Consider the following 21,460-nt stretch of genomic DNA (forward strand, 5'->3'; position numbering starts at 1 on the left):
GACGATGCATGACACCGACCAGATCATCAGAGATTTACCGGGGCCCCAATGAAGCTGATCCTGCTGGCGCTTGCCGCCTCGCTGTTTACGCTCGTCATGATGGTACAGGCGCGCAGCGAAGCCGACGACGTAGGTATCTCCGCTGCCCGCGCGCAACCGCCGGGCGTCATCGTCAGTGACCGCGTACGTACGCGCAAGGACATGGCGATGTGGAATGCTCGCCGCAAGATGCACGCGGTGCGTCAGGAAGACTGACGCGGCCAGGGCATCGTTTCCCGTGCAGCAACATGCTGCAACGCACCAAACTTGGGCATCCTCCGCAACCGTCCTATAGTGGAAGGGAAATTCAGGCGAGGAGACAAGAACGATGCCCGCACTTCACTTCAACCTTTACGACCTGACCCTGTTCCTGCCGATGGCCGTGGCCGGTGCATTGCTCGTTGGCGGCATTCCCGTCACCACACGGGCCACGCGCTACAGTCTGCGCGCGGTCGGTGCCGTGGTCGGCGCCCTCGTCGCGTTGCTGGTCATGGAGGCGTTGCCCGTATTGGTGTAGCCACCGGGCGCCCCGAGCAGGCAAGTCGCGATCCGGCTTCGGATAGCGACTTGCGGAGCTATCCCTGTCGGCCCCGTCGCCCGCAGCCCGTTGGCACGTTGGCCCTGCCGTGCTAGTCGCGACGTCGGTCACGTCGCTGTCATCACGGCCACCTATGCTGGTTTCCGGCAACTTCGGTTGCGCTGTCACCCTCTCTGTTGCGCCGCCGACCCGCTCGGCGGCTTTTTTTATGTCGAGGCCGATGCCCGCATCCCCGCGTTTGCACCGGCATCGTTTTCTCCCGACGCGCACACCGCCATGGCCTACAATCACCGGAAGTGCAACGCTTCGCGCCAAGTCTCCAGCGCTCGACATCCGGGACACCGCGCTACGCCGACAGAGGAGGTTTCCGTATGTCCGACGCGTTCTCCCGCGCCTTCGCCGTGGTCATCAATCAGTACCGCTCGCCCCGTCAGTACACCGTTTCGGTCGAACGCACGAGTGAGATGATCGCCAAAAATATCGGGCTGTTCTCCGACGGCTTCGCCGCGGAACCGCATCTGATCGTCGGCTTGTTCGAACGCGAAGCCGACGCCTGGGCCCTCGCCCGACGTCTGCAGCGCACCCGCACCACCATGCAGGCCCTGCTCCAGACGCCCGCCCGCGCCACCTCCGTCTCGCCCCCCGAACTCGATCCGAGCGACTGATACCCCTCACGTCTTTCGCCGCCCCCCTCGGCATCGCCGCTTGACTGCGTCACCGGATCCTCGCTCGCCCCTTCCCGTCCCGCGTCCGCCGCATGCCACGTCCTCTTCCTCTTATTCCTCGCGCCAGCACACGTTAACCGGTGATCGAAAAAACGTCCCCCGGCGTTCGCTTGCAAGCGTAGAATTCTGAATTCCATATATCACCGATACCGGCAAGCACCGGAATCCCATGTCGAACCCCGCTGCCAGCGCCGACTTTCCGGCGTCCTATCCGACGTCCGCGCCCCAAGCGGCGCTTGCGCCGCTTGGCCCACTGACCAGCACGCCGGTACTGATCGATCTGGTGTATTCGCGTCTGCGCGACGCCATCGCCGATCTCACATTGCCGCCGGGCGAGCGCATCCGGCAGGCCGAGTTGGCCGATGCCTTGGGCGTGTCGCGTCAGCCTGTCAGCCATGCGTTGCAGTTGCTCAAGCGAGACGGTCTGGTCTGCGACAGTGGGCGCCAAGGGCTCGAGGTCGCGCCGATCGACGCCGACCATCTTCGCCAGCTCTATCAGGTGCGCACCGCGCTGGACGGGCTCGCCGCCCGGTTGGCGGCCACGCGCATGGCACAGGGCACGCTGACCGACGCCGAATTGCGCCGCCTGCAGGACGCCGTCGCCGCCGGCATGGCGATGACACGAGGCACGCCGGTGGCGCGTCAAGTCCGCGTGGAGGTTGCCTTCCACACGGCGCTGCACGACGCGTCGGGCAACCCATTGATCGCGCAAACGGTGGCGCCGCAATGGCCGCACATCATGCGGGCGATGGCGGCAACGCTCGGCGCGATGCCGATGCAGGAAGTCGTCTGGCATGAGCACGGGGAGATCGCCGCGCGCATCGCCGCGGGCGACGCCATCGGCGCCGAAGCCGCCGCCCGCGAACACACCGAAGCCGACGGCGGCCAGTCGCGACGCGAGTGGCTTGCCCGACTGGCGGGGACCCACTGACGATGCAAGCCGTTATCTCTGCTGCCCTGCCCGTCTTCGGGCTGATCTTCGTGGGCTATCTCTGCGCCCGCCGGGCCTGGCTCGGCGAGGGCGCCCTCGACGCCCTCAACCGTTTCGTCGTCTATCTCGCCCTGCCCGCCGTGCTGTTCCAGTCGATGGCGCAGATTACGTGGGCGGAGCTGGTCAATCCGGGGTTTCTGGGGGCGTTCGGCGGCGGCATGGCGGCGACCTTCGCGCTGTCGTTCCTGCTCGATCGCACGGTACGAGGACGGCTGACCGACGCGAGCATCGAAGGCATGGGCGCCGCCTATCCGAACGCCGGGTTCATGGGACTGCCGCTGTGCCTCGTGGTCTTCGGTCCGGCCAGCGTGCCGGCGGTCGTCGTCGCGATGCTGCTTACCGCCACCGTGCTCTTCGCAATCTCCATCGCGATCATCGAGACGGATTTGCAAGTCACGCCGAACTGGCGTCGCACGGCAGGCTTCGTAGTCCGCGCGCTGGTGCGCAATCCGCTTGTCGTCTCACCGTTCGCCGGCATGGCATTTGCGGGCGCCGGTATCGCGTTGCCCGCCCCCGTGCTGCACCTCACGACATTGCTCGGCGGTGCCGCGAGTCCCTGCGCATTGGTCGCGATCGGCCTGTTTCTCGCGCAGCGATCGGGCGCGGCGCGAGCGCCGCGCATGGCGCGGGCGGTCGGGCGTCTCGTCGGACTCAAGCTGGTGTTTCAACCGGCCATCACGGCGTTCCTGGCGTTCCGCGTCTTCGATCTTCCCGCGATCTGGGCACACAGTGCCCTGCTGCTCTCGGCGCTGCCCATCGGCACCGGCCCGTTCATGCTCGCGCAACTGTACGGACGCGAAGCCACCGTCGCTTCGCGCGCGATTCTGATGTCGACGGTGCTCTCCGTGGTAACGGTGTCGCTGCTGATTGGGTGGTTCAGCGTGCGTTAAGCGCGCGGAAAGCAACGCCCCGAGACGGCAGGCGCGAACGGCGATCCCTTCAGCCCAGGCTCGCCGCGGGTGCCACGACCACGCGGTCGCGTCCCCCGCGCTTGGCCGCGTAGAGCGCCGCATCGGCGGCGCCGAGCAGGCGCATCGGCAGCGTGTCCCGGTCGGAGACATCGCGCGGATCCACGCTGGCAAGCCCGATGGAAATCGTGAGCGGTACGCGCGCGCCATCGTCGTCGGGCACGTCCAGCCCTGCCACGGCCCGACGCACTCGCTCGGCGACCGTGCCCGCCCAGTTCTGCTCGGTCTGCACGAGCAACGCGGCAAACTCTTCCCCGCCATAACGCGCGAGCGTGTCCGTCACCCGAAGTTGCGCACGCATGCACGCGCTGGCCGCCCGCAAGGCCCGGTCGCCTGTGGCATGACCATGACTGTCGTTGACGCGCTTGAAATGGTCGATGTCGATGAGCAGGCACGCGAGCGGCGCGCCATAACGCGCCCCCCGGATCACTTCTTCCCGCAAGCGCTGATCGAAGTAGCGTCGGTTCGACAAGCCCGTGAGCGGATCGGTCAGGCCGATACGCTTCAAACGCTCGCGATTCCACATGTTCTCGAGACACACCGCGACGACCGCGCCGAAACGTTCGATGAAATCGGTGGCCATCTCCGGCGCGAAGCGGCGCGCGTCGCGGCTACCCAGCGCGATCACGCCGAAATACCGGCCGTTGCGCGCCAGGGGCATCACCACGGCGCTGGCCGGCGGACGTGCCCCGAAGAGCGGCGCGTGGCGCTCGCGCGGCGCACCGATCCAAAGCTGCCCGTCGCCACAGACGGCCGCGAACGTGCCGGCATCCTGCGCAATGCACAGACCGGCGTCGAGTGCGCGAATGCCCTCGGCCGTATCGATGAGATCGCGCAGGGTGTCGTCGACCTCGGCGAGCATCAGCCGTACGCCCGACAGGTCGAAATCGTGACGCAGGCGATTGAGCACCACTTCCAGAAACTCGCCGAAGTCCGGGGCGCCCATGAGCGCCAACTCGATATCCTGGAATCGCTTTAGCGAACGCTCATTGCGCTGGACCGTCGCCAGCAGCGATTGCAAGGAGTCGAGCGTCGGTGCCTGGTTGGTTGCCACGTAAGGTCTCGAAAGACACGCGGCACTTCGCGGCCGCCTAGCGTGATCGCCCGGCATCGTGCCGTAGCGCCCCGGTATCGCGCTCGCACTGCGCGCCGAGAAACAAGGTCCGGGCAGAGACGCACACGTTGAACGCATTCGCCGAACCCGATGGTGAGGCCATGACGACGCCGGTTATCCGACTGTCATTAATTAGCCGTTAACGGCACGCCCCCCACCGGAGTGAAGGGTAGCAGAATCGAATCTTGCCAGACGTGAAATCGAGCCGTCACGCGGCCCTCCCACACCCTAGGGAAAATACTTAGTTCACCCCAACGTCATGCGGCAGCGCATCAAAACACTCGCTGCGGCTCAGGACGTCGTCCGGGCGATCGGCCGGCCATCGCGCCAAGTCGCAGTCGACGGCAACCCATCGCCTTCATGGTGCATCAGCAAAATCGTTGACAGTCGGTGTCGCGAGCCCGCAACGCGCCCGCCACCGCTCGCGTTGCGCCCGCGCCACATGACATTGGCCCGCATTCGGCTTGTGCGCGTGTCTTTGCGTCGTCGACGCGTGGCTGCCGACGGGGCCGATACGCCGGACGCACTGTCCGGATATGAGATTCCGATATTGGGAAACCGGTCGTCCGGAACGCATGCATACCTATCGCAACGCAGCGAAAAATCTTCGAAAACTGGCGTAGATCAACAATCCCAATGTTTCCCTGCTTGACACCTTCCCACCTTTCCCGTAAAAAAACGAATGCATGAACGTTGTATGGCGAGTCTTGTGTTCATCTAATGTCGCCCTAGCGTCGCCTCGGTTGTACCTGATCAGCTTTAATGTCATGCGCTCACTGAGCTTCTGGCTCGCTCATTTGAAAACTTTAAGGATTTAAGAAATGGCAACTGGTACCGTCAAGTGGTTCAACGACGCCAAGGGTTTTGGTTTTATTACGCCGGACGAAGGTGGTGAAGATCTCTTCGCTCACTTCTCGGAAATCCAGTCGAAGGGCTTCAAGTCGTTGCAAGAAAACCAGAAGGTCACCTTCGAAGTGAAGATGGGACCGAAGGGCCGTCAAGCCAGCAACATCCAGCCGGTCTAAGCGACGGATGTTTCGCTGCTGATCGCTTAACGCGATCGACGCGTCTCGGGCAGGGTTAAACTAGCCCGCCCGAACTGAAAACCCCGCTCTCGCGGGGTTTTTTCGTTTCGCTCGACCGGCGCGTCAGCGCCGCGTAATCACGCCGCGCGTGGCTTCACCCGACTCGCGGCTTCGAGCGCGTGACGACGGGCCACCTCCAGATCGTTGTCGTACGCCAGCGCCACCCCCATACGACGCTTCACGAAGCTCTCCGGCTTGCCGAACAGACGAATATCGGTGTGCGGCACCTGGAGCGCCTGATCGACGCCGTCGAACACAATGCCCGCCGCATCCACGCCACCATAGATGACCGCGCTCGCCCCTGGCGTCTTCAGCGTGGTGTCGACCGGCAAGCCGAGAATCGCCCGCGCATGCAGTTCGAACTCGTTCTGCCATTGGGTAATCATCGTGACCATGCCCGTATCGTGCGGACGCGGACTGACTTCGCTGAACCACACCTCATCCCCTTTGACGAACAGTTCGACACCGAAGATGCCCTGCCCCCCAAGGTTGTTCGTCACCTCGCGCGCCACCACGCGCGCACGCTCGAGCGCCACCGACGACATCGGATGCGGCTGCCAGCTCTCGACATAATCGCCGCTCACCTGCTTGTGGCCGATCGGCGCGCAGAAGTGCGTTTCGACCTGGCCGTCGGCGCCACGTGCGCGCACGGTCAACAGCGTTATTTCGTAGTCGAAATCGATGAAGCCTTCGACGATGATGCGGCCGTGACTCACGCGGCCACCGGCCATGGCGTAGTCCCACGCCGCCTTCACGTCGTCGGGGCCGTCGATCTTGCTCTGTCCCTTGCCCGAACTGCTCATCACCGGCTTGACAATGCAGGGGTAGCCGATCCCGCTATCGATGGCCGCTTGCAGTTGTGCCAGCGAATCGCAGAATTGATACGGGCTCGTCGGCAAACCAAGCGTCTCGGCCGCCAGACGGCGAATGCCTTCGCGATCCATCGTCAGACGCGCGGCACGGGCCGTGGGAATGACGCGAACGACACCGTCGGCCTCCAGCGCTTCGAGCATCGGCGTGGCGATGGCTTCGATTTCGGGCACGACGAGATCCGGCTTCTCGGCTTCGATCAGCGCCTTGAGCTGCTCGGGATCGGTCATCGCAATGGTGCGCGCGTGATGCGCCACCTGCTGCCCCGGCGCATTTTCATAACGATCGACGGCAATCGTCTCGACGCCAAGACGCTGCAGTGCGATCAGCACTTCACGGCCGAGTTCGCCGGCGCCCAACAGCATGACCTTCGTCGCGCTCGGCGACAGCGGTGTTCCGATAGTGGTCATGGGTGACCTTTGGAGAGTGAGAAATCTGGCGCGTCGACGCCCTTTGGCGTCATACGCGAAAGTCGTATTGTAGCGAGCATGAACGGCAACGCGGCATCAAACCAGCGCGCCACGCAGCACGCGACGGCAGCTTGCGACCATGCACGCATCGGTCTCCTGGTAGCCCATGAGCACCCAGGCGGTGCCGGCGTGGGTCATGGCGCCCACTAGCGCCAGGCCCACGATTCTTGCTTGGGCTTGCGCGTCCTCACCGAGGGGCGGCGGCGCGTCGGCCATTCCCAGGATCAGCCTCGCGAATTCGAAGATGTAGCGCTGATAGATCTGGTCCGTCTCCGGACTCACGCCCATCACTTCGAGCAGCAAGACGCGCGCCGCTGGCGGATGGCGCAAGAACGCGAAAAAGGTATGCAGACCTGCATCGAGCCGGGCATCGAGGGTCGGTGCGCTCGCGGCAATGGCGGCCTGCAACCGGTCGACCAGCGTTTGCGCGTGATGGGCATACGTCGCGCGCAACAATTGCTCCAGGTTCTCGAACGCCGCGTAAAAGTACCGGTCGTTGAGCTTGGCCAGACGGCAGACCGAGCGCACCGTGGCGCGGCGAAAACCCACCGTGCCGAAGACTTCCGTGGCGGCGTCGAGCAGCGCCGCACGGCGCGCCTGCTCTCGCTGCGCCTGCCCCACGCCACCGTAGCGCCGTCCGGGCGTCGCCCCGGGCGGTGTCGCGTCCGTGCCGACCGGTGCCGATGCCGATGCTGTCGACGCGGTATCCCTCGATTCGAGTCCTTGTTCCATTTCGCTATTTGACATCACTCGGACGCAAAACTAAAGTGGTGACACGTATCACCACATTATAGGCAGCGCGATGCCCGTAGCCAAACGGCCTATCGACGCGGCGCCGATGGGAGACAGCACCATGAAGACATTCACGGACAAGGTGGCGGCCATCACCGGCGCAGGCTCCGGCATGGGCCGTTCGTTGGCGCTTGAGTTGGCGCGGCGAGGGGCGCATCTCGCGTTGTCCGATATCGACGAAGCGGGCGTGACGGACACTGCCATCGCCTGCCGCGCCTTCGGCGTGCGCGTCACATCGCAACGGCTCGATGTGGCCGACCGAGAGGCCGTCTTCGACTGGGCCCGCGAGGCCGCCGCCGCGCACGGCAAGGTCAATCTCATCTTCAACAATGCCGGTGTCTCTCTATCGGTGCCGGTCGCGACCGCACGCCACGAAGATTTCACATGGCTGATGGACATCAACTTCTGGGGCGTCGTGCACGGCACGCAGGCATTCCTGCCCTACCTGAGCGCGTCCGGCGACGGCCACGTCGTCAATACGTCCAGCCTGTTCGGCCTCATTGCGATGCCAACGCAATCCGCCTATAACGCGAGCAAGTTCGCGGTACGCGGGTTCACCGAAGCGCTGCGCATGGAGCTCGATCTGGCGAATGCCCCAGTGTCCTGTACCTGCGTGCATCCGGGCGGCGTGGCGACGAAAATCGTGCAGGCCTCGCGCATCGATGACAGCATTGCCGCGCTCACCGGCGTCGATGCACTCACACACCGGCAACGTGCGAACCAACTCATCGACGTGACGAGTGCCGACGACGCCGCGCGGCAAATGCTCGCAGGCGTCGAGCGCAATGCGCGGCGCGTGCTCGTGGGCCCCGATGCGCGCCGCGTCGACAAGCTGGCCCGCCTGCTGGGTGCGCGCTATCAAGGCATGGTCGTGTGGTTCTACCGGCGCACGGCCATGTCGCGCAGACCTTCGTCGAACAAAGGCCGCGCGACAACGCGCCCCACCACGCCCCAATAACGGACGACGGCCGAAGGACATCGCGATGAACACCCACACCACAGCCACCGATATCGCCAGCGCCGCCACGGATCTCGACGTCATCGTGGTTGGCGCCGGGCTCTCCGGCATTGCCGCCGCGCATTACCTGAGCGAGCGCTGCCCGGGCACGCACTTTGCCATGCTCGAAGCGCGCCAGTCGCTGGGCGGCACATGGGACCTCTTCCGTTACCCTGGCGTACGCTCGGACTCCGACATGTTCACGCTGGGCTTCAGCTTTCGCCCCTGGCCAAGCGACCAGGCGATTGCCGAGGGCGGCAAGATCCTCGACTACCTCAACGACACCGCCCGCGCAGAGGGCCTGGACGCTCGGATCCGCTACGGCCACAAGGTGCTTGAAGCCCGCTGGGATTCGAGCATCGCCCGCTGGACGCTGCACATCGAACGCACGCACGCCGACGGCGCTCAGGATACGCAATCGCTCACGTGTCGCTTTCTCTTCATGTGCAGCGGGTACTACGCCTACGACGCCGGACACACGCCGACGTGGCCGGGCACGGACACCTTCACCGGCACCGTCGTCCATCCGCAGCATTGGCCGGCCGATCTCGACTATCGCGACAAGCGCATCGTCGTCGTCGGCAGCGGCGCCACCGCCGTGACACTGCTGCCGAGCCTGGCGGCAACGGCGGCACACGTCACGATGCTGCAACGCTCGCCAAGCTATATCCTGTCGATGCCGCAGCGCGACGGCGTTGCCGAACGGCTGCGCGCGTGGCTGCCGGCGCGCGTTGCACATCGCATCGTCCGCATGAAGAACGTGCTCATTGCGCTCGGCTTCTATCAGGCGGCGCGACGCTGGCCGCATGCCATCCGCCGCGTGCTGATCCGGCGCGCGGCGCAACAGGTGCAGGGTCATGCCGACGTCGCACGCGATCTCACGCCGCGCTATCAGCCTTGGGATCAACGGCTTTGTCTCGCGCCGGGCGGCGATATCTTCAAAGCACTGCGCGGTGGACGAGCGGCCATCGTGACCGACGAGATCGCGTCGTTCACACCACGCGGGCTGGCACTCAAGAGCGGCAAGACGCTCGACGCCGACATCGTCGTGACGGCCACCGGCCTGCGCGTACAACTGATGGGGGGCGCGCGCCTGCGGGTCGACGGCAAACCGGTGGATCTCTGCGACGCGGTCGCCTACAAGGGCATGATGTACAGCGACGTGCCCAATCTCGCGTCGATCTTCGGTTACACCAACGCATCGTGGACGCTCAAGGCCGAGCTGATTGCGCAATACGTCTGCCGCCTCATCAATCATATGAACGCACACGATGTCGACACCTGTGTGCCGCGCCTGCGCGAAGGCGAGCATGGCGAGTTGCCGGCCATTGGCCTGACGTCGGGCTATATTCAGCGCGCCGCGGGCGTGCTACCGAAGCAAGGGCGGCGCAAGCCGTGGGTGTTCTATCAGAGCTACCTGCGCGATCTTCGACTGATGCGCTGGGGCAGCGTCGACGACGGCGCCATGCGCTTCGAGCGTCGCGCCACGCGCTCGGTCGCCCAGGCCACAACGACGCGCGCTTCCGATACGTCGAGTGCAGTGGCCACCGCAGCGCGTTAGTGCGCGTCCTTCGACGACGTCTCCCAAGACATGCGGCGCCCGATAGCCACCCCATGCCGCGCGTTGCTACGATGCGGCCTAACTTAACTTGCCTGCGGATCCACTCGACACTATGCTCATCGTCTACTTGCTGGGTTGCCTGGCCATTGCGATTGCCGCCGTGGTGTTCGTGCTGAGACGCTTCACGTGCCGCGTCGAGCGTCGCGCCGAGGCGGCCGTGCCACCGGACGGCCAATATCTCGACATCGATGGCGACCGCCTGCACTACGTCGACATCGGGCGTGGACCGGCCATCGTGTTCATCCACGGCCTTTGCGGCCAGTTGCGCAACTTTGCCTATCTGCCGCTGGAGACGCTGGCCCGAACCCATCGCATCGTACTGATCGACCGTCCAGGGTCTGGCTACTCGACGCGCAACGCGCTGCGCGACGGCGGCCTCACGTCACAGGCGAACGCGGTCGCGCGCTTGATCGACGCGCTCGCGCTCGACCGGCCGCTGGTCGTGGGGCACTCACTGGGCGGCGCAATAGCGCTCACGCTGGCGCTCGACCATCCGCAGCGAGTGGGGGCGCTCGCGTTGATCGCCCCGTTGACGCAACCGGTGTCCGACGTGCCGGCACCGTTTCGGTCGCTTGCGATTCGCAGTGCCGGGTGGCGTCGCTGGATCGCGCGCACGCTCGCAGTGCCTGTCGGCATGATGACGGGCCGCACGACGCTCGCCTATGTCTTCGGCCCGGAAGACGCGCCAAAGGACTTCCTCATTCGCGGTGGTGGCGTGCTCGGCTTTCGTCCCGGCAACTTCGAGGCCGGCTGCGCCGACGTGCTCGCCGCCGAACGCGACATGCCGGGCCTCGCCGCACGTTACGCCGCGTTGACCGTGCCCGTCGACATTCTCTACGGGCGCCGCGACCGCATCCTCGACGTCCGCGTGCATGGCGAAGCGATGCCGCCGCTCAGCGAACGCGTTCGCCTGACGCTCGTCGATGGCGGGCACATGTTGCCCGTGACACAACCGGAAGCGACTCTGCAATGGTTACACGACGTCGTTGCACGAATGCCCGCGCAGCAAGCACCGCAATACGGCGTCGCCCAACCGATGGCACACTAGGGACTTTCCGATTTCGCGCGGCGGGTGCGCGCACGTCTCATGTCCGATCGTCCTGAAGTCCCCCGCGGACCGTCCAGCTTGCGCATGGCCGCCAGTCTCGTCACGCTGCGCGAGCGCGCAAGCGGCATGGAAGTCTTGTTGCTCCGCCGCGCCGTTCGGGCGAACGACCATAGCTCCGATGCGTACGTCTTCCCGGGCGGCGTCGTCGATGCGGCCGATGCGTTCGGCCACGCCGCCTGCGACGGACTCGACGACGCCACTGCCAGCCAACGCCTGTCCCTCACGCACGGCGGCCTCAATTACTACGTGGCCGCCATACGTGAATGCTTCGAGGAAACCGGCGTGTTGTTTGCCGACGATGTCTCGGGCATGCCGGTCGACGCAGCTCGCCTCGTCGCCATGCGCGCGCAACGCGATGCGCTGCATGAGGGGCGGATCGATCTCGTGTCGCTGTGCCGATCGTTCGGCGTCAGGCTCACACCGGAACGTCTGCACTATCTGAGCCACTGGGTCACGCCTTTGGGTCTACCGAAGCGCTTCGATACGCGATTCTTTCTGGCGATGCTGCCCGCGGGTCAGCAGGTGGAAGTCGACCAGGTCGAGACGGCGGCGCACCGCTGGATGCGCCCCCAATATGCGCTCAAGCATGCCGATCAACTTCGGCTGTTGCCTCCCACACGCAAGCTGCTGCAATGGCTGGACGGTCTCGGCACGGCGGATGCTGCCATGGCGGCCGCCGGGGCGCTGGCGGCGGTGCCACGCATTCAACTGCGACTGGCCACCGGCAAGCGCGGCCGCTGGCCGGTCACGCCCGACGAGCCCGCGTGGGCCGAACTGACACTGACCGATCCCCATGAACTTGGCACCGGCAGCTACGACATCGTGCCTGGGCGTAGCGTGACGCTGATGCCGGGCGTGCTGCGTCTCACCGCCCCGAATCCCGGCATGATGACTGGCCCCGGCACGAACACGTACCTCCTGGGCGGTGGGCCCGACAATGCGTGGGCCGTCATCGATCCGGGCCCGGATGATCCGGCGCACGTCGACGCGATTCTGGCCGCGGCGCCCGGCACCATCCGGCAGATCTTCGTGACGCACACTCACCGCGATCATTCGCCGGGGGCGCGCCGACTAAAGGCGACGACGGGCGCAACGACCTACGGCATGCGCGCGCGTCACGACGAGGGGCAGGACGCGGCGTTCATCCCTGACGTGGCGCTCGCCGATGGCGATGGGGTGCCCTTGCCGGATGGCCGAATCTTGCGGGTCATTCATACGCCGGGGCATGCGGCCAATCATCTGTGCTTCGGACTGGACGACGCGTCGCTTGTCTTCACTGGCGATCACGTCATGCAGGGTTCGACGGTCGTCATCAACCCGCCTGACGGGCATATGGCGACCTATCTGGCGTCGCTCGAGAAGCTTGCGGCACTTGCGCCTGCGTGGCTCGCGCCGGGACACGGCTTCGTGATGGATCGGCCGGCGCAGCGGATTGCGCGGCTCATGGCGCATCGACTCGCGCGCGAATCGCGCACGCTCGAGGCGCTTGCGCAAATCGGCCCGGCCACGCTCGACATGCTCATTCCGGTGGTCTACGCCGACGTGCCCCTGGCACGTCACGCAGTGGCGCGACGCTCGCTGCAGGCGCATCTGGAGAAGCTGGCGGAGGATGGCCTCGCGGCGGTGTCGCCAGACGCGCGGTGGCGGCGTGTCGGAACGATGGCGGCAGGGTGACGCCTACTGGCGTGGGTCGACGTCAGTCCTAGGCGTCGCCGAGCAACTCGTCTACGATGCGTTCCCCCGCCTTGCGCCCGGCCATTTCGGCGTCGAGGCGATTGTCGCGATGCCCGTCGGGGGATCGCACCTCCGGCCCCTCCGGTTTGCCGTGCCGGATGACCTGGACCAGGGAGTCCCACGGTCCCGCGTACTCATTCTGAAAGGCCCGCACGCGAATCTGATAACCCGCGCGATAGTCGTAGACCTGCTCGTGCGATGCATAGCTCATGACGGACTCCGCTTGTCTTGAAAACGCCCTGCTCTGCTAAAAAGCGTAGCATCTTCACGATTCGTCGGCCACATAGAGGTTTGGCTCCAAACGAGAGAACAATGCCGTGAACCGGCGAAAAAAAACCCACCTGAGCGAGGTGGGTTTCGAAGCCGGGACGCATGGGGCACCATGACACGCCCGGGAAGACAGGGTCATGCGAACATGACGAGCCCATTATGGACGGACGTGCTCCCTCAGAGTGCGTGTGCCGTGAGTGGAATTAGACATAGATCAAATGTTGCGATATTGAGAGCGTCGTGAGGGATGCGTCGGCGGATTGCGCAGGCAAAATGCGGGCTGCGCTGACGGCAGACATCGTCGATCGACCGGCGCCCGCTGTGCGCGACATTCGCCCAGGGGACGCAACTTCCGCCGGGCGGCGCATCGGCCACGGATCAATGAGATCGTGGCGCCTTCATCGAATTCGGCTATGCTGACGACAAAACACGCCGAGACGCTGGCAAAACGACACGACATGGGGATGTCGCCCGAGGGAACGGGGTCGTATTGTCGGGCAACTGCGTCAGTAGGCGAAACATCATAATCAGTCACGCGGCCATGCCCATTTCGGCAGTTTTTATCAGCATTGCGGTTCTGTCTTGCGTCATGAGCGTAGCCGTTCTGGGTTCGTTGTTCGGAACGAAAGTCCCGGGGGTGCGCCTGTGGTGCTTGGCGAGCGCACTTCTGGCGATCGTGGCGGCGCTGCTCCTGACGGGAACCTCGGACATTGTCGTCGCGGTATCGAGCAGCGGGCTGCTCATCGCCTCGCTTATCGGCTTGCACGGCTTCCGGCAATTCCTCAACGCCCGAGCCTCGTACGCCTGGGAGTATGTCGCGCTTGGCGTCATCCTCGTCATGCTGATCTATTGGACCTATATTTCGCCCCACGTCGACGCTCGCAGCACCATGATCTCGGGGTGTATTGCGTACGTCCGCTTCAGTATCGGCGGGGCGGTGCTGAAATACCGACCGCGGGAACGCCCTAAATACGCGTATTACTTTGTGGCCATTGCTGCGATTCTCGGTGCCGTTGTGCATGCCGTTCGTGCCATTGCGTATGGACTGGGTCTGGCGCATGAATCCACGTTCCTTCAACCGACGCCGTTGAACGTCATGTTCCTGGGCATGGCGACGCTGACGCTGCCGTGTCTGTCGGTCGGCATGGTGCTGTTGGCGCACGACCGGCTGGCCGACCGCATGGAACGCCTGGCGACGTTCGACGACCTGACCGGCCTGCTCGCGCGGCGAGCGTTCATCTCGCGTGCGGAGGCCATCGCCAGGGAGTGCGCCCACAAGCAGTCGACCTTTTCGATCGCGATTCTGGACATCGATAACTTCAAGAGCATCAATGACCGTTATGGGCACGCCGCGGGAGACCTTGCGCTTGCGCATGTGGCGTCGTTGATCGCCGGGGCGGTGCGCGCCACCGACATTGTCGGACGCATTGGCGGCGAAGAGTTTGCGTTGTTGCTGCCGGGCGAAACCCGGGAGCACGCGGGACATCTCATCAATCGGTTGCGCGACATCGTGGCCTCCTCGGGCTCCTGTGTCCCCGGCAGGGACGTGATGTCCACGCTTAGCGCGGGCGTCGATGCGTTTCGCGAGGGCGACACGTTGGCCTCCGTGATGGCGAGAGCCGACGCGGCGCTTTATGCCGCAAAGGCCAAGGGCAGGAATTGTGTCGTGGTCGCGCCCGCGATGGAGCCGCTGCCTATCGTTGTCGAGCACGGGAATGGCGCCGGCTTCGGCGGCAAGACCGCGAATGGCTGATGCTGGAGTAAAACTTTTGGAGAATTCCCGAATCGGGAGAGAAATGACGCGCGAAACGCTTTGAACTACAAGGGAATTTTGGGGTGACCGATGGGACTCGAACCCACGACGACTGGAATCACAATCCAGGACTCTACCAACTGAGCTACGGCCACCGCCGTGATCAGCAACATCACTTGCTTGCTGAACAGAAGCAAGATTATAGCGACGTTTTTATCGCGCTGCCAAGCACTATTTTCACTCAATCGAAATATTACTTCGCTGGCATGCACGATCGATGCGCGAGATCGTCATCTCACGCGGCGAGCGCTCTCAACGCAACGCCGCGATTCGATGCCGGACGTCACGCCGTCGCGAGAGCCGCTACGCCATCGCGCTCCGAAAACGCCCCCGCACGCAACTGAGCACGCGCCTCTTCGAACGCGCCAATCCCCGCTTTGAGGCGCTTCGGATCCGACAACACCCGACGCCATCCCCGCGCGCCCGGTACACCGCGATACAGACCCAGCGCATGACGCGTGATCGCGCCGAGGTATTGGCCCTTCTCCACCTGCGCCGCCGCGTATTCGATCAACGCGTCTTCCACCGCCTCGCGCGATTTGACCGCAGATGTGTCGCCGTAGAACCGCGCATCCACCTCCGCAAGCACATAAGGATTGTGATACGCCTCGCGACCCAGCATCACGCCATCGACGTGCCGCAAATGCAGCTCGACTTCATCGAGCGTCTTCACGCCGCCGTTAATCAGAATCTCGAGTTGCGGGAAGCTTTGCTTCAGACGATACGCATAGTCGTACTTGAGCGGCGGAATCTCGCGATTCTCTTTCGGGCTCAGCCCCTTGAGGATGGCATTACGCGCATGCACGATGAAGGTCGTGCAACCGGCTTGCGCAATGCTGCCAACGAAGTCCTCGACGAAGGAGAACGATTCGACGTCGTCGATCCCGATGCGATGCTTGACCGTCACCGGCACCTGCACCACGTCGCGCATCGCCTTGACGCAATCGGCCACCAGCGCCGGCTCCGCCATCAGACATGCACCGAACGCGCCACGCTGTACACGCTCCGACGGGCAACCGCAGTTCAGGTTGATCTCGTCATACCCCCATTGCTCGCCGAGCTTCGCGGCCCGCGCAAGGTCCTGCGGCTCGCTTCCGCCCAATTGCAGCGCGACGGGATGCTCGACGGCATCGAAATCGAGATGGCGCGCAACGTCGCCATGCAACAGCGCACCGGTCGTGACCATCTCGGTATAGAGCCACGTGTGACGCGACAACTGACGATGAAAAACCCGGCAGTTCGAATCCGTCCAATCCATCATCGGCGCCACGCTGACGCGGCGGGCAGGCAAGTTCATGCAAATTCCTCGGCTACGGCAAACGTCGTCTCACTCCAGCAAGACGACGTCTCTTGATACGCAAAACACGAAGTATACGTCATGCCCCCATCGAGCACCGGCGCGAGCGCGCCCCCTCGGCCCCGCGCCACATCAGTCCACGAGGGCATTCGCGCGAGGACTTCCCCACCACACGTCGACGCCCCAGGAGTACACTTTCGCCTTCCCGAACGTCACACCAATGCCGCACAAGGAGACGCCAGCATGGCACCGAAGGACTTGTTACGGGCACTCATCGTCGTACTCGCCTGGGGCGTGAACTTCGTCGTCATCAAGGTCGGGTTGCACGGCGTGCCGCCCATGCTGCTGGGTGCGCTGCGATTCCTGCTCGCGGCCTTCCCCGCGATCTTCTTTGTCAAACGCCCGCAAGTGGCATTGCGCTGGCTAATCGTCTACGGTGCGACGATCTCGTTCGGGCAATTCGCGCTCTTGTTCACTGCGATGTACGTTGGCATGCCCGCCGGCCTTGCCTCGCTCGTCCTTCAGGCACAGGCGTTCTTCACCTTGGGGCTCGCCGTGGCGTGTCTGGGCGAACGCTTCCGCGCGCAAAATGTGGCCGGTCTGCTGATCGCGGCGGCAGGCCTCGCCGTCATCGGCATGCAAGGCGGCGGCGCCATGACGCTGCTCGGCTTCGCGCTCACCCTCTGTGCCTCGCTTGCCTGGGCAACGGGCAACATCGTCACCAAAAAGATCGGCAATGTCGATCTCGTCGGCCTTGTGGTCTGGGCAAGCCTGATCCCGCCGATTCCGTTCGCGCTGCTGTCGTATTGGTTCGAAGGCCCGCAGCAAATCGCGAACTCACTCGCACATCTCTCGGCGGCGTCGATCTTCGCGGTCGCCTACCTGTCTTTCGTCGCGACGCTTGTCGGCTATTCGCTGTGGGGTCGTTTGATGACGCGCTATCCGGCCAGTCAGGTCGCGCCGTTCTCGCTGCTTGTGCCGATCATCGGGCTCGCATCGGCGGCACTGCTGCTCGACGAGCAACTCACTGCGCCGCAAATCGCGGGCGCGGCGCTGGTCATGGCGGGCCTCGTGGTGAATGTATTCGGCGCAAAGCTCAAACAACGCCTGCTGCCGACGTCGCAATAGCGCTCTTCGGTGCGGAAGCGGGCGCGCCCGCTTCCGACCGGGACACGACGCGCGCACGACACCGGCGGACACAGGCGCGATGCCGCCGACACCCGCCGAGCCGAAACGCAAAAAGCCTGATTTCGTGAAGAAATCAGGCTTTCGAATTTGGTTGCGGGGACAGGATTTGAACCTGTGACCTTCGGGTTATGAGCCCGACGAGCTGCCAGACTGCTCCACCCCGCGTCTGAAGAATTGAAGTATATGACAATTGCCACTGCAGTGCAACATAACTCGTCGATTATTTTCCTCGTGACCACGCGGCCGCTAACGCCGGTTCGCCGCACGCGGCGGCAACCCGGGATATCCCGGCCCACCACGTGCGCCACCGCACAGCGTGCGTTGCCGATGATACACTCGCAGCAACCATGAACCGACGCCCTCCCATCCAATTCTGTTCCGCCTGCGGCCACTCGGTCGAGTCGCGCATTCCGCCCGGTGATAATCGCGAGCGGCACGTGTGCACCCATTGCGGCACCATTCACTACGAGAACCCGCGCAACGTGCTTGGCACGGTGCCCGTGTGGGGCGATCAGGTGCTGCTGTGCAAGCGCGCAATCGAGCCGCGCCTGGGCTACTGGACACTGCCCGCCGGCTTCATGGAAATCGGAGAGACAACGGCACAGGCCGCCGCACGCGAAACGCTGGAAGAAGCCGGCGCAAATGTCGAGGTCGGCGCCCTGTTCTCGCTGCTCAACGTGCCGCATGTGAATCAGGTCCATATTTTCTATCTGGCGCAGATGCGCGAGCCGCAGTTCGCCGCCGGAGAAGAGAGCCTCGAAGTCGCCTTGTTCTCGGAGCACGAAATTCCCTGGGATGACATCGCCTTCCCGACGGTAGCGAAGACGCTGCGCTTCTTCTTCGAAGACCGTCGCGCAGGGGCCTTCGGCGTGCACCTCGAGGCCTCCCGCAACGGCGCTGCGGCGCCCGGCGTGCCGGTGCCGTCGCTGCCCGTCAATACGGCGCACACCGAGGATATCCTCACGCCGATGCTGCGTGTCTGAGCCGGCCTGCGCGGCCCATCGCACCACGCCACCCGACACGCCGGAACGCTGACATCGACATGGTCGTCTGGCTCGAAGCAAACGATTCCTTTCCCCCGGTGAACGAAGCGCTCGACGCATCGAGCGAGGCGCCGGGTTTGCTGGCGGCCGGTCTCGACCTCTCGCCGCAACGTCTGCTTGCCGCCTACCGGCAAGGCATCTTCCCGTGGTACTCGCAGGGTCAACCCGTGCTCTGGTGGAGCCCGGACCCGCGCATGGTGCTGCGTCCCGAGAATTTCGTCGTCAGCCACAACTTCCGCAAACTGTTGCGTCGCGTGCTGCGCGACGACGCCTGGGAAATCCGTCTCGACGCCGACTTTGCCACCGTCATGCAAGCCTGCGCACAGGCCCCCCGGCGCGCGCAGGACGGCACATGGATCACACCTGCGATCATTGCCGCCTATCGCGCACTGCATGACGCCGGGCTCGCCCACAGCGTGGAAACCTTCTACGAGGGTGAGCGCGTCGGCGGTCTTTACGGCGTGGCGCTCGGACGCATGTTCTATGGCGAATCGATGTTCGCCCGCCGCACCGATGCGTCGAAAATCGCCCTCGCCGCGCTCGTCGCGTTTGCACGCGCACACGCAATAGAGGTGATAGACTGCCAGCAAAGTACCGCTCATCTGGCGTCGCTCGGTGGCAGCGAAATTCCCCGTCAGGCATTTCTGACGCATGTGCAGAAGGCGGTCGTGGCGCCCGCCCCGGTCTGGCGTCTGGATAAGCAAATGCTCAGCACGCTGGCCTACGGTAACGCAGCAGACAAGGCTCACGAGGTTTCCCAGTGACCCATCCGAACGAACTGCCGCTCTCCCCGCTGTCTGCCCTTCAGTTCTACGCAACGGCGCCCTACCCCTGCAGCTACCTCGATAATCACACGGCACGCTCGCAGGTCGCCACGCCCAGCCATCTGATCAACTCGGACGTCTACAGCGAACTCGTTCGCGCCGGGTTTCGCCGCAGCGGCGTGTTCACGTACCGCCCGTATTGCGACGGCTGCCGCGCGTGTGTGCCCGTGCGCGTACCGATCGCGCGCTTCGCGCCGAACCGCACACAACGTCGCATCTGGCGCCGCCACGCCGGCCTCGCGGTCAACGTCTCCGGGTTGCATTACACGGAAGAGCATTACCAGCTCTACATGCGCTACCAGTCGCAACGTCATGCAGGCGGCGGCATGGACCACGACAGCCGCGAGCAGTACGAGCAGTTTCTGCTGCAAAGCCGCGTGAACTCCCGACTGGTGGAATTTCGCGAGCCGCCCGGCCATCAGGGCGCAGGCACGTTGCGCATGATCAGCATGGTCGACATCCTGAGCGACGGCCTGTCGTCGGTCTACACGTTCTTCGATCCCGACATTGAAGGCGCGTCGTACGGCACGTACAACATTCTTTGGCAGATCGAGCAGGCGCGCGCGCTCGGACTGCCGCACGTGTATCTCGGCTACTGGATTCAGGCAAGCCGCAAGATGGTCTACAAGGCGAACTTCCGCCCCCTGCAAGGCCTGCTCGACGGCCAATGGCAAGACATGCCGGAAGCCATGCTCGACGCCGCCGGCGAGTAACGTCGACACTGTGCTCCGTGTTGCTGTCAGGCGTGCAATTCGCGGGGCGGCCACCCGTGCGCACCGCGCTCATTCCCTTGCCACCGCGCCGCCATTCAGGAGTACGCAGAGCGTAGAAAATTGACGCGCTCGGCGACCGGGATACCGGTAAAATGGCGACTTTCCGATTCTGCCGAACCCGACATCGTGCTTGCGCCCCTCTACCCTCTGGCCCGTCGCGCCCTGTTCTGTCTTGATGCCGAACAAGCCCACCATTTGACGCTGGCCACGCTGCGCAGTGCTGCCTCGCTCGGCCTGGCCGGTCTCATCGGTCAGACGCTGCCCGAAGATCCACGCACGGTCATGGGCATCCGCTTCCCGAATCCCGTGGGCCTCGCCGCAGGCCTCGACAAGGACGGGAGCTGCATCGACGGCCTCGCCGCACTGGGCTTCGGCTTCGTGGAAGTCGGCACGGTCACGCCGCGTCCGCAGCCGGGTAATCCGAAGCCGCGCATCTTCCGCCTGCCGCAAGCCGAAGCGATCATCAACCGCATGGGCTTCAACAACGGCGGTGTCGAGCAGTTTCTTCAGAACGTGCAGTCGGCGCGCTACAAGGGGCCGCTGGGCCTGAACATCGGCAAGAACGCCGACACGCCGATCGAGCGCGCAGTCGACGACTACCTCATCTGCCTCGAGAAGGTGTACCCGTACGCCACCTATGTGACGGTCAACATCTCGTCGCCCAATACGAAAAACCTGCGCCAGCTGCAAGGCGGCGACGAACTCGACGCCCTGCTCGGCAAGCTCAAGGACAAGCAACGCGCGCTGTCCGACCGCCACGGCAAATACGTGCCGATCGCCCTCAAGATTGCGCCGGATCTCGACGACGAGCAGATCAAGGTCATCGCGGGCACACTCACGCGTCATGGTTTCGACGGCGTGATCGCCACCAATACAACGCTCTCGCGCGAGGCGGTAGCGGGCCTGCCCTACGCCAACGAAACCGGCGGCCTGTCGGGGCGGCCCGTGTTCGAAGCCTCGAATCGCGTGATCCGCGCACTGGCCGCCGAGCTGGGCGGCGCCCTGCCGATCATCGGCGTGGGCGGCATCCTGTCAGGCGCCGACGCGCAGGCCAAGCTCGATGCCGGGGCCAGTCTGGTACAAATCTACAGCGGGCTGATTTACCGCGGCCCCGAGCTGGTGCGAGAATGCGTGCAAGCGCTGCGTACGGCCTGATCGGCCGCACGTCGCGCCCCCTTTATTTGACACAGGGAGACCTCA

General features: G+C 64.5%; 21 protein-coding genes and 2 tRNA genes. 16 read left to right on the forward strand and 7 right to left on the reverse strand.

Annotation, left to right across the window (positions count from 1 at the left end; all coding sequences use genetic code 11):
• Nucleotides 1-48: 48 nt before the first annotated feature.
• The 5 genes from BGP02_RS02495 (at nucleotide 49) to BGP02_RS02515 (ending at nucleotide 3,183) form a co-directional block, all read left to right on the forward strand.
• The gene (locus tag BGP02_RS02495; protein WP_017232346.1) at nucleotides 49-255 is read left to right on the forward strand and encodes a hypothetical protein; all 207 of its coding nucleotides are present in this window, start codon (nucleotides 49-51) and stop codon (nucleotides 253-255) included.
• A gap of 112 nt (nucleotides 256-367) precedes the next feature.
• Nucleotides 368-556 carry a hypothetical protein gene (locus BGP02_RS02500; RefSeq protein WP_017232345.1) on the forward strand — a complete coding sequence of 63 codons (189 nt, stop codon included), beginning with the start codon at nucleotides 368-370 and terminating at the stop codon, nucleotides 554-556.
• Between the two features lie 392 nt (nucleotides 557-948).
• A complete protein-coding gene (locus tag BGP02_RS02505; RefSeq protein ID WP_017232344.1) occupies nucleotides 949-1,242 on the forward strand; it encodes a hypothetical protein in 294 nt (97 codons plus the stop codon).
• 229 nt (nucleotides 1,243-1,471) lie between these two features.
• Nucleotides 1,472-2,233 carry a GntR family transcriptional regulator gene (locus BGP02_RS02510; RefSeq protein WP_286797593.1) on the forward strand — a complete coding sequence of 254 codons (762 nt, stop codon included), beginning with the start codon at nucleotides 1,472-1,474 and terminating at the stop codon, nucleotides 2,231-2,233.
• Nucleotides 2,234-2,235: 2 nt separating this feature from the next.
• Nucleotides 2,236-3,183, forward strand: coding sequence for an AEC family transporter (locus BGP02_RS02515; RefSeq protein WP_017232342.1), 948 nt, complete (start codon nucleotides 2,236-2,238; stop codon nucleotides 3,181-3,183).
• A 49-nt stretch (nucleotides 3,184-3,232) separates the two neighbouring features.
• Here BGP02_RS02515 and BGP02_RS02520 read toward each other — a convergent pair whose 3' ends face one another.
• Nucleotides 3,233-4,315, reverse strand: coding sequence for a DUF484 family protein (locus BGP02_RS02520; RefSeq protein WP_261938730.1), 1,083 nt, complete (start codon nucleotides 4,313-4,315; stop codon nucleotides 3,233-3,235).
• Nucleotides 4,316-5,196: 881 nt separating this feature from the next.
• On the opposite strand from BGP02_RS02520, the gene BGP02_RS02525 reads away from it, so the two are divergent.
• The gene (locus BGP02_RS02525) at nucleotides 5,197-5,400 is read left to right on the forward strand and encodes a cold-shock protein (RefSeq protein WP_017232339.1); all 204 of its coding nucleotides are present in this window, start codon (nucleotides 5,197-5,199) and stop codon (nucleotides 5,398-5,400) included.
• 137 nt (nucleotides 5,401-5,537) lie between these two features.
• On the opposite strand, the gene purT is transcribed toward BGP02_RS02525, so the two are convergent.
• Complete coding sequence (gene purT, locus BGP02_RS02530; protein ID WP_017232338.1) at nucleotides 5,538-6,740, reverse strand: formate-dependent phosphoribosylglycinamide formyltransferase; 1,203 nt, start codon at nucleotides 6,738-6,740, stop codon at nucleotides 5,538-5,540.
• 96 nt (nucleotides 6,741-6,836) lie between these two features.
• A complete protein-coding gene (locus BGP02_RS02535) occupies nucleotides 6,837-7,547 on the reverse strand; it encodes a TetR/AcrR family transcriptional regulator (protein ID WP_083902198.1) in 711 nt (236 codons plus the stop codon).
• Nucleotides 7,548-7,653: 106 nt separating this feature from the next.
• On the opposite strand from BGP02_RS02535, the gene BGP02_RS02540 reads away from it, so the two are divergent.
• From BGP02_RS02540 to BGP02_RS02555, 4 genes are all read left to right on the forward strand, one after another.
• The gene (locus BGP02_RS02540; RefSeq protein ID WP_017232336.1) at nucleotides 7,654-8,550 is read left to right on the forward strand and encodes an SDR family NAD(P)-dependent oxidoreductase; all 897 of its coding nucleotides are present in this window, start codon (nucleotides 7,654-7,656) and stop codon (nucleotides 8,548-8,550) included.
• Nucleotides 8,551-8,575: 25 nt separating this feature from the next.
• The gene (locus BGP02_RS02545) at nucleotides 8,576-10,150 is read left to right on the forward strand and encodes a flavin-containing monooxygenase (protein ID WP_261938731.1); all 1,575 of its coding nucleotides are present in this window, start codon (nucleotides 8,576-8,578) and stop codon (nucleotides 10,148-10,150) included.
• Nucleotides 10,151-10,262: 112 nt separating this feature from the next.
• On the forward strand, nucleotides 10,263-11,258 hold the full coding sequence (locus BGP02_RS02550) for an alpha/beta fold hydrolase (RefSeq protein WP_017232334.1): 996 nt from the start codon (nucleotides 10,263-10,265) through the stop codon (nucleotides 11,256-11,258).
• A 39-nt stretch (nucleotides 11,259-11,297) separates the two neighbouring features.
• A complete protein-coding gene (locus tag BGP02_RS02555; RefSeq protein WP_026131671.1) occupies nucleotides 11,298-12,992 on the forward strand; it encodes an MBL fold metallo-hydrolase in 1,695 nt (564 codons plus the stop codon).
• 28 nt (nucleotides 12,993-13,020) lie between these two features.
• On the opposite strand, the gene BGP02_RS02560 is transcribed toward BGP02_RS02555, so the two are convergent.
• Nucleotides 13,021-13,263, reverse strand: coding sequence for a hypothetical protein (locus tag BGP02_RS02560; protein ID WP_286797602.1), 243 nt, complete (start codon nucleotides 13,261-13,263; stop codon nucleotides 13,021-13,023).
• Between the two features lie 648 nt (nucleotides 13,264-13,911).
• On the opposite strand from BGP02_RS02560, the gene BGP02_RS02565 reads away from it, so the two are divergent.
• A complete protein-coding gene (locus tag BGP02_RS02565; protein ID WP_232424524.1) occupies nucleotides 13,912-15,075 on the forward strand; it encodes a GGDEF domain-containing protein in 1,164 nt (387 codons plus the stop codon).
• Nucleotides 15,076-15,154: 79 nt separating this feature from the next.
• On the opposite strand, the gene BGP02_RS02570 is transcribed toward BGP02_RS02565, so the two are convergent.
• Nucleotides 15,155-15,230, reverse strand: a tRNA-His gene (locus BGP02_RS02570).
• Between the two features lie 188 nt (nucleotides 15,231-15,418).
• Nucleotides 15,419-16,432 carry a tRNA dihydrouridine(20/20a) synthase DusA gene (gene dusA, locus BGP02_RS02575; RefSeq protein ID WP_286797603.1) on the reverse strand — a complete coding sequence of 338 codons (1,014 nt, stop codon included), beginning with the start codon at nucleotides 16,430-16,432 and terminating at the stop codon, nucleotides 15,419-15,421.
• Nucleotides 16,433-16,675: 243 nt separating this feature from the next.
• Between dusA and BGP02_RS02580 the strand changes: the two genes are divergently transcribed.
• Nucleotides 16,676-17,560, forward strand: coding sequence for an EamA family transporter (locus BGP02_RS02580; protein WP_286797604.1), 885 nt, complete (start codon nucleotides 16,676-16,678; stop codon nucleotides 17,558-17,560).
• A gap of 148 nt (nucleotides 17,561-17,708) precedes the next feature.
• Here the strand turns inward: BGP02_RS02580 and BGP02_RS02585 are convergent.
• Nucleotides 17,709-17,785, reverse strand: a tRNA-Met gene (locus tag BGP02_RS02585).
• A gap of 200 nt (nucleotides 17,786-17,985) precedes the next feature.
• On the opposite strand from BGP02_RS02585, the gene BGP02_RS02590 reads away from it, so the two are divergent.
• The 4 genes from BGP02_RS02590 to BGP02_RS02605 all read left to right on the forward strand — a co-directional run bounded on the left by BGP02_RS02590 (nucleotide 17,986) and on the right by BGP02_RS02605 (nucleotide 21,415).
• Nucleotides 17,986-18,603 (forward strand): NUDIX hydrolase, encoded by a 618-nt coding sequence (locus BGP02_RS02590; protein WP_083902200.1) that lies wholly within the window; start codon nucleotides 17,986-17,988, stop codon nucleotides 18,601-18,603.
• Nucleotides 18,604-18,662: 59 nt separating this feature from the next.
• Nucleotides 18,663-19,427, forward strand: coding sequence for a leucyl/phenylalanyl-tRNA--protein transferase (aat, locus tag BGP02_RS02595; RefSeq protein WP_017232327.1), 765 nt, complete (start codon nucleotides 18,663-18,665; stop codon nucleotides 19,425-19,427).
• Nucleotides 19,424-20,200 carry an arginyltransferase gene (locus tag BGP02_RS02600; RefSeq protein ID WP_017232326.1) on the forward strand — a complete coding sequence of 259 codons (777 nt, stop codon included), beginning with the start codon at nucleotides 19,424-19,426 and terminating at the stop codon, nucleotides 20,198-20,200. The genes aat and BGP02_RS02600 overlap by 4 nt, the downstream gene beginning before the upstream one ends.
• A gap of 186 nt (nucleotides 20,201-20,386) precedes the next feature.
• Complete coding sequence (locus BGP02_RS02605) at nucleotides 20,387-21,415, forward strand: quinone-dependent dihydroorotate dehydrogenase (protein WP_026131670.1); 1,029 nt, start codon at nucleotides 20,387-20,389, stop codon at nucleotides 21,413-21,415.
• The last annotated feature ends 45 nt before the right edge of the window (nucleotides 21,416-21,460 follow it).

It is taken from the genome of Pandoraea sp. 64-18 (genome assembly GCF_001899225.1).
GTDB lineage: Bacteria > Pseudomonadota > Gammaproteobacteria > Burkholderiales > Burkholderiaceae > Pandoraea > Pandoraea cepalis.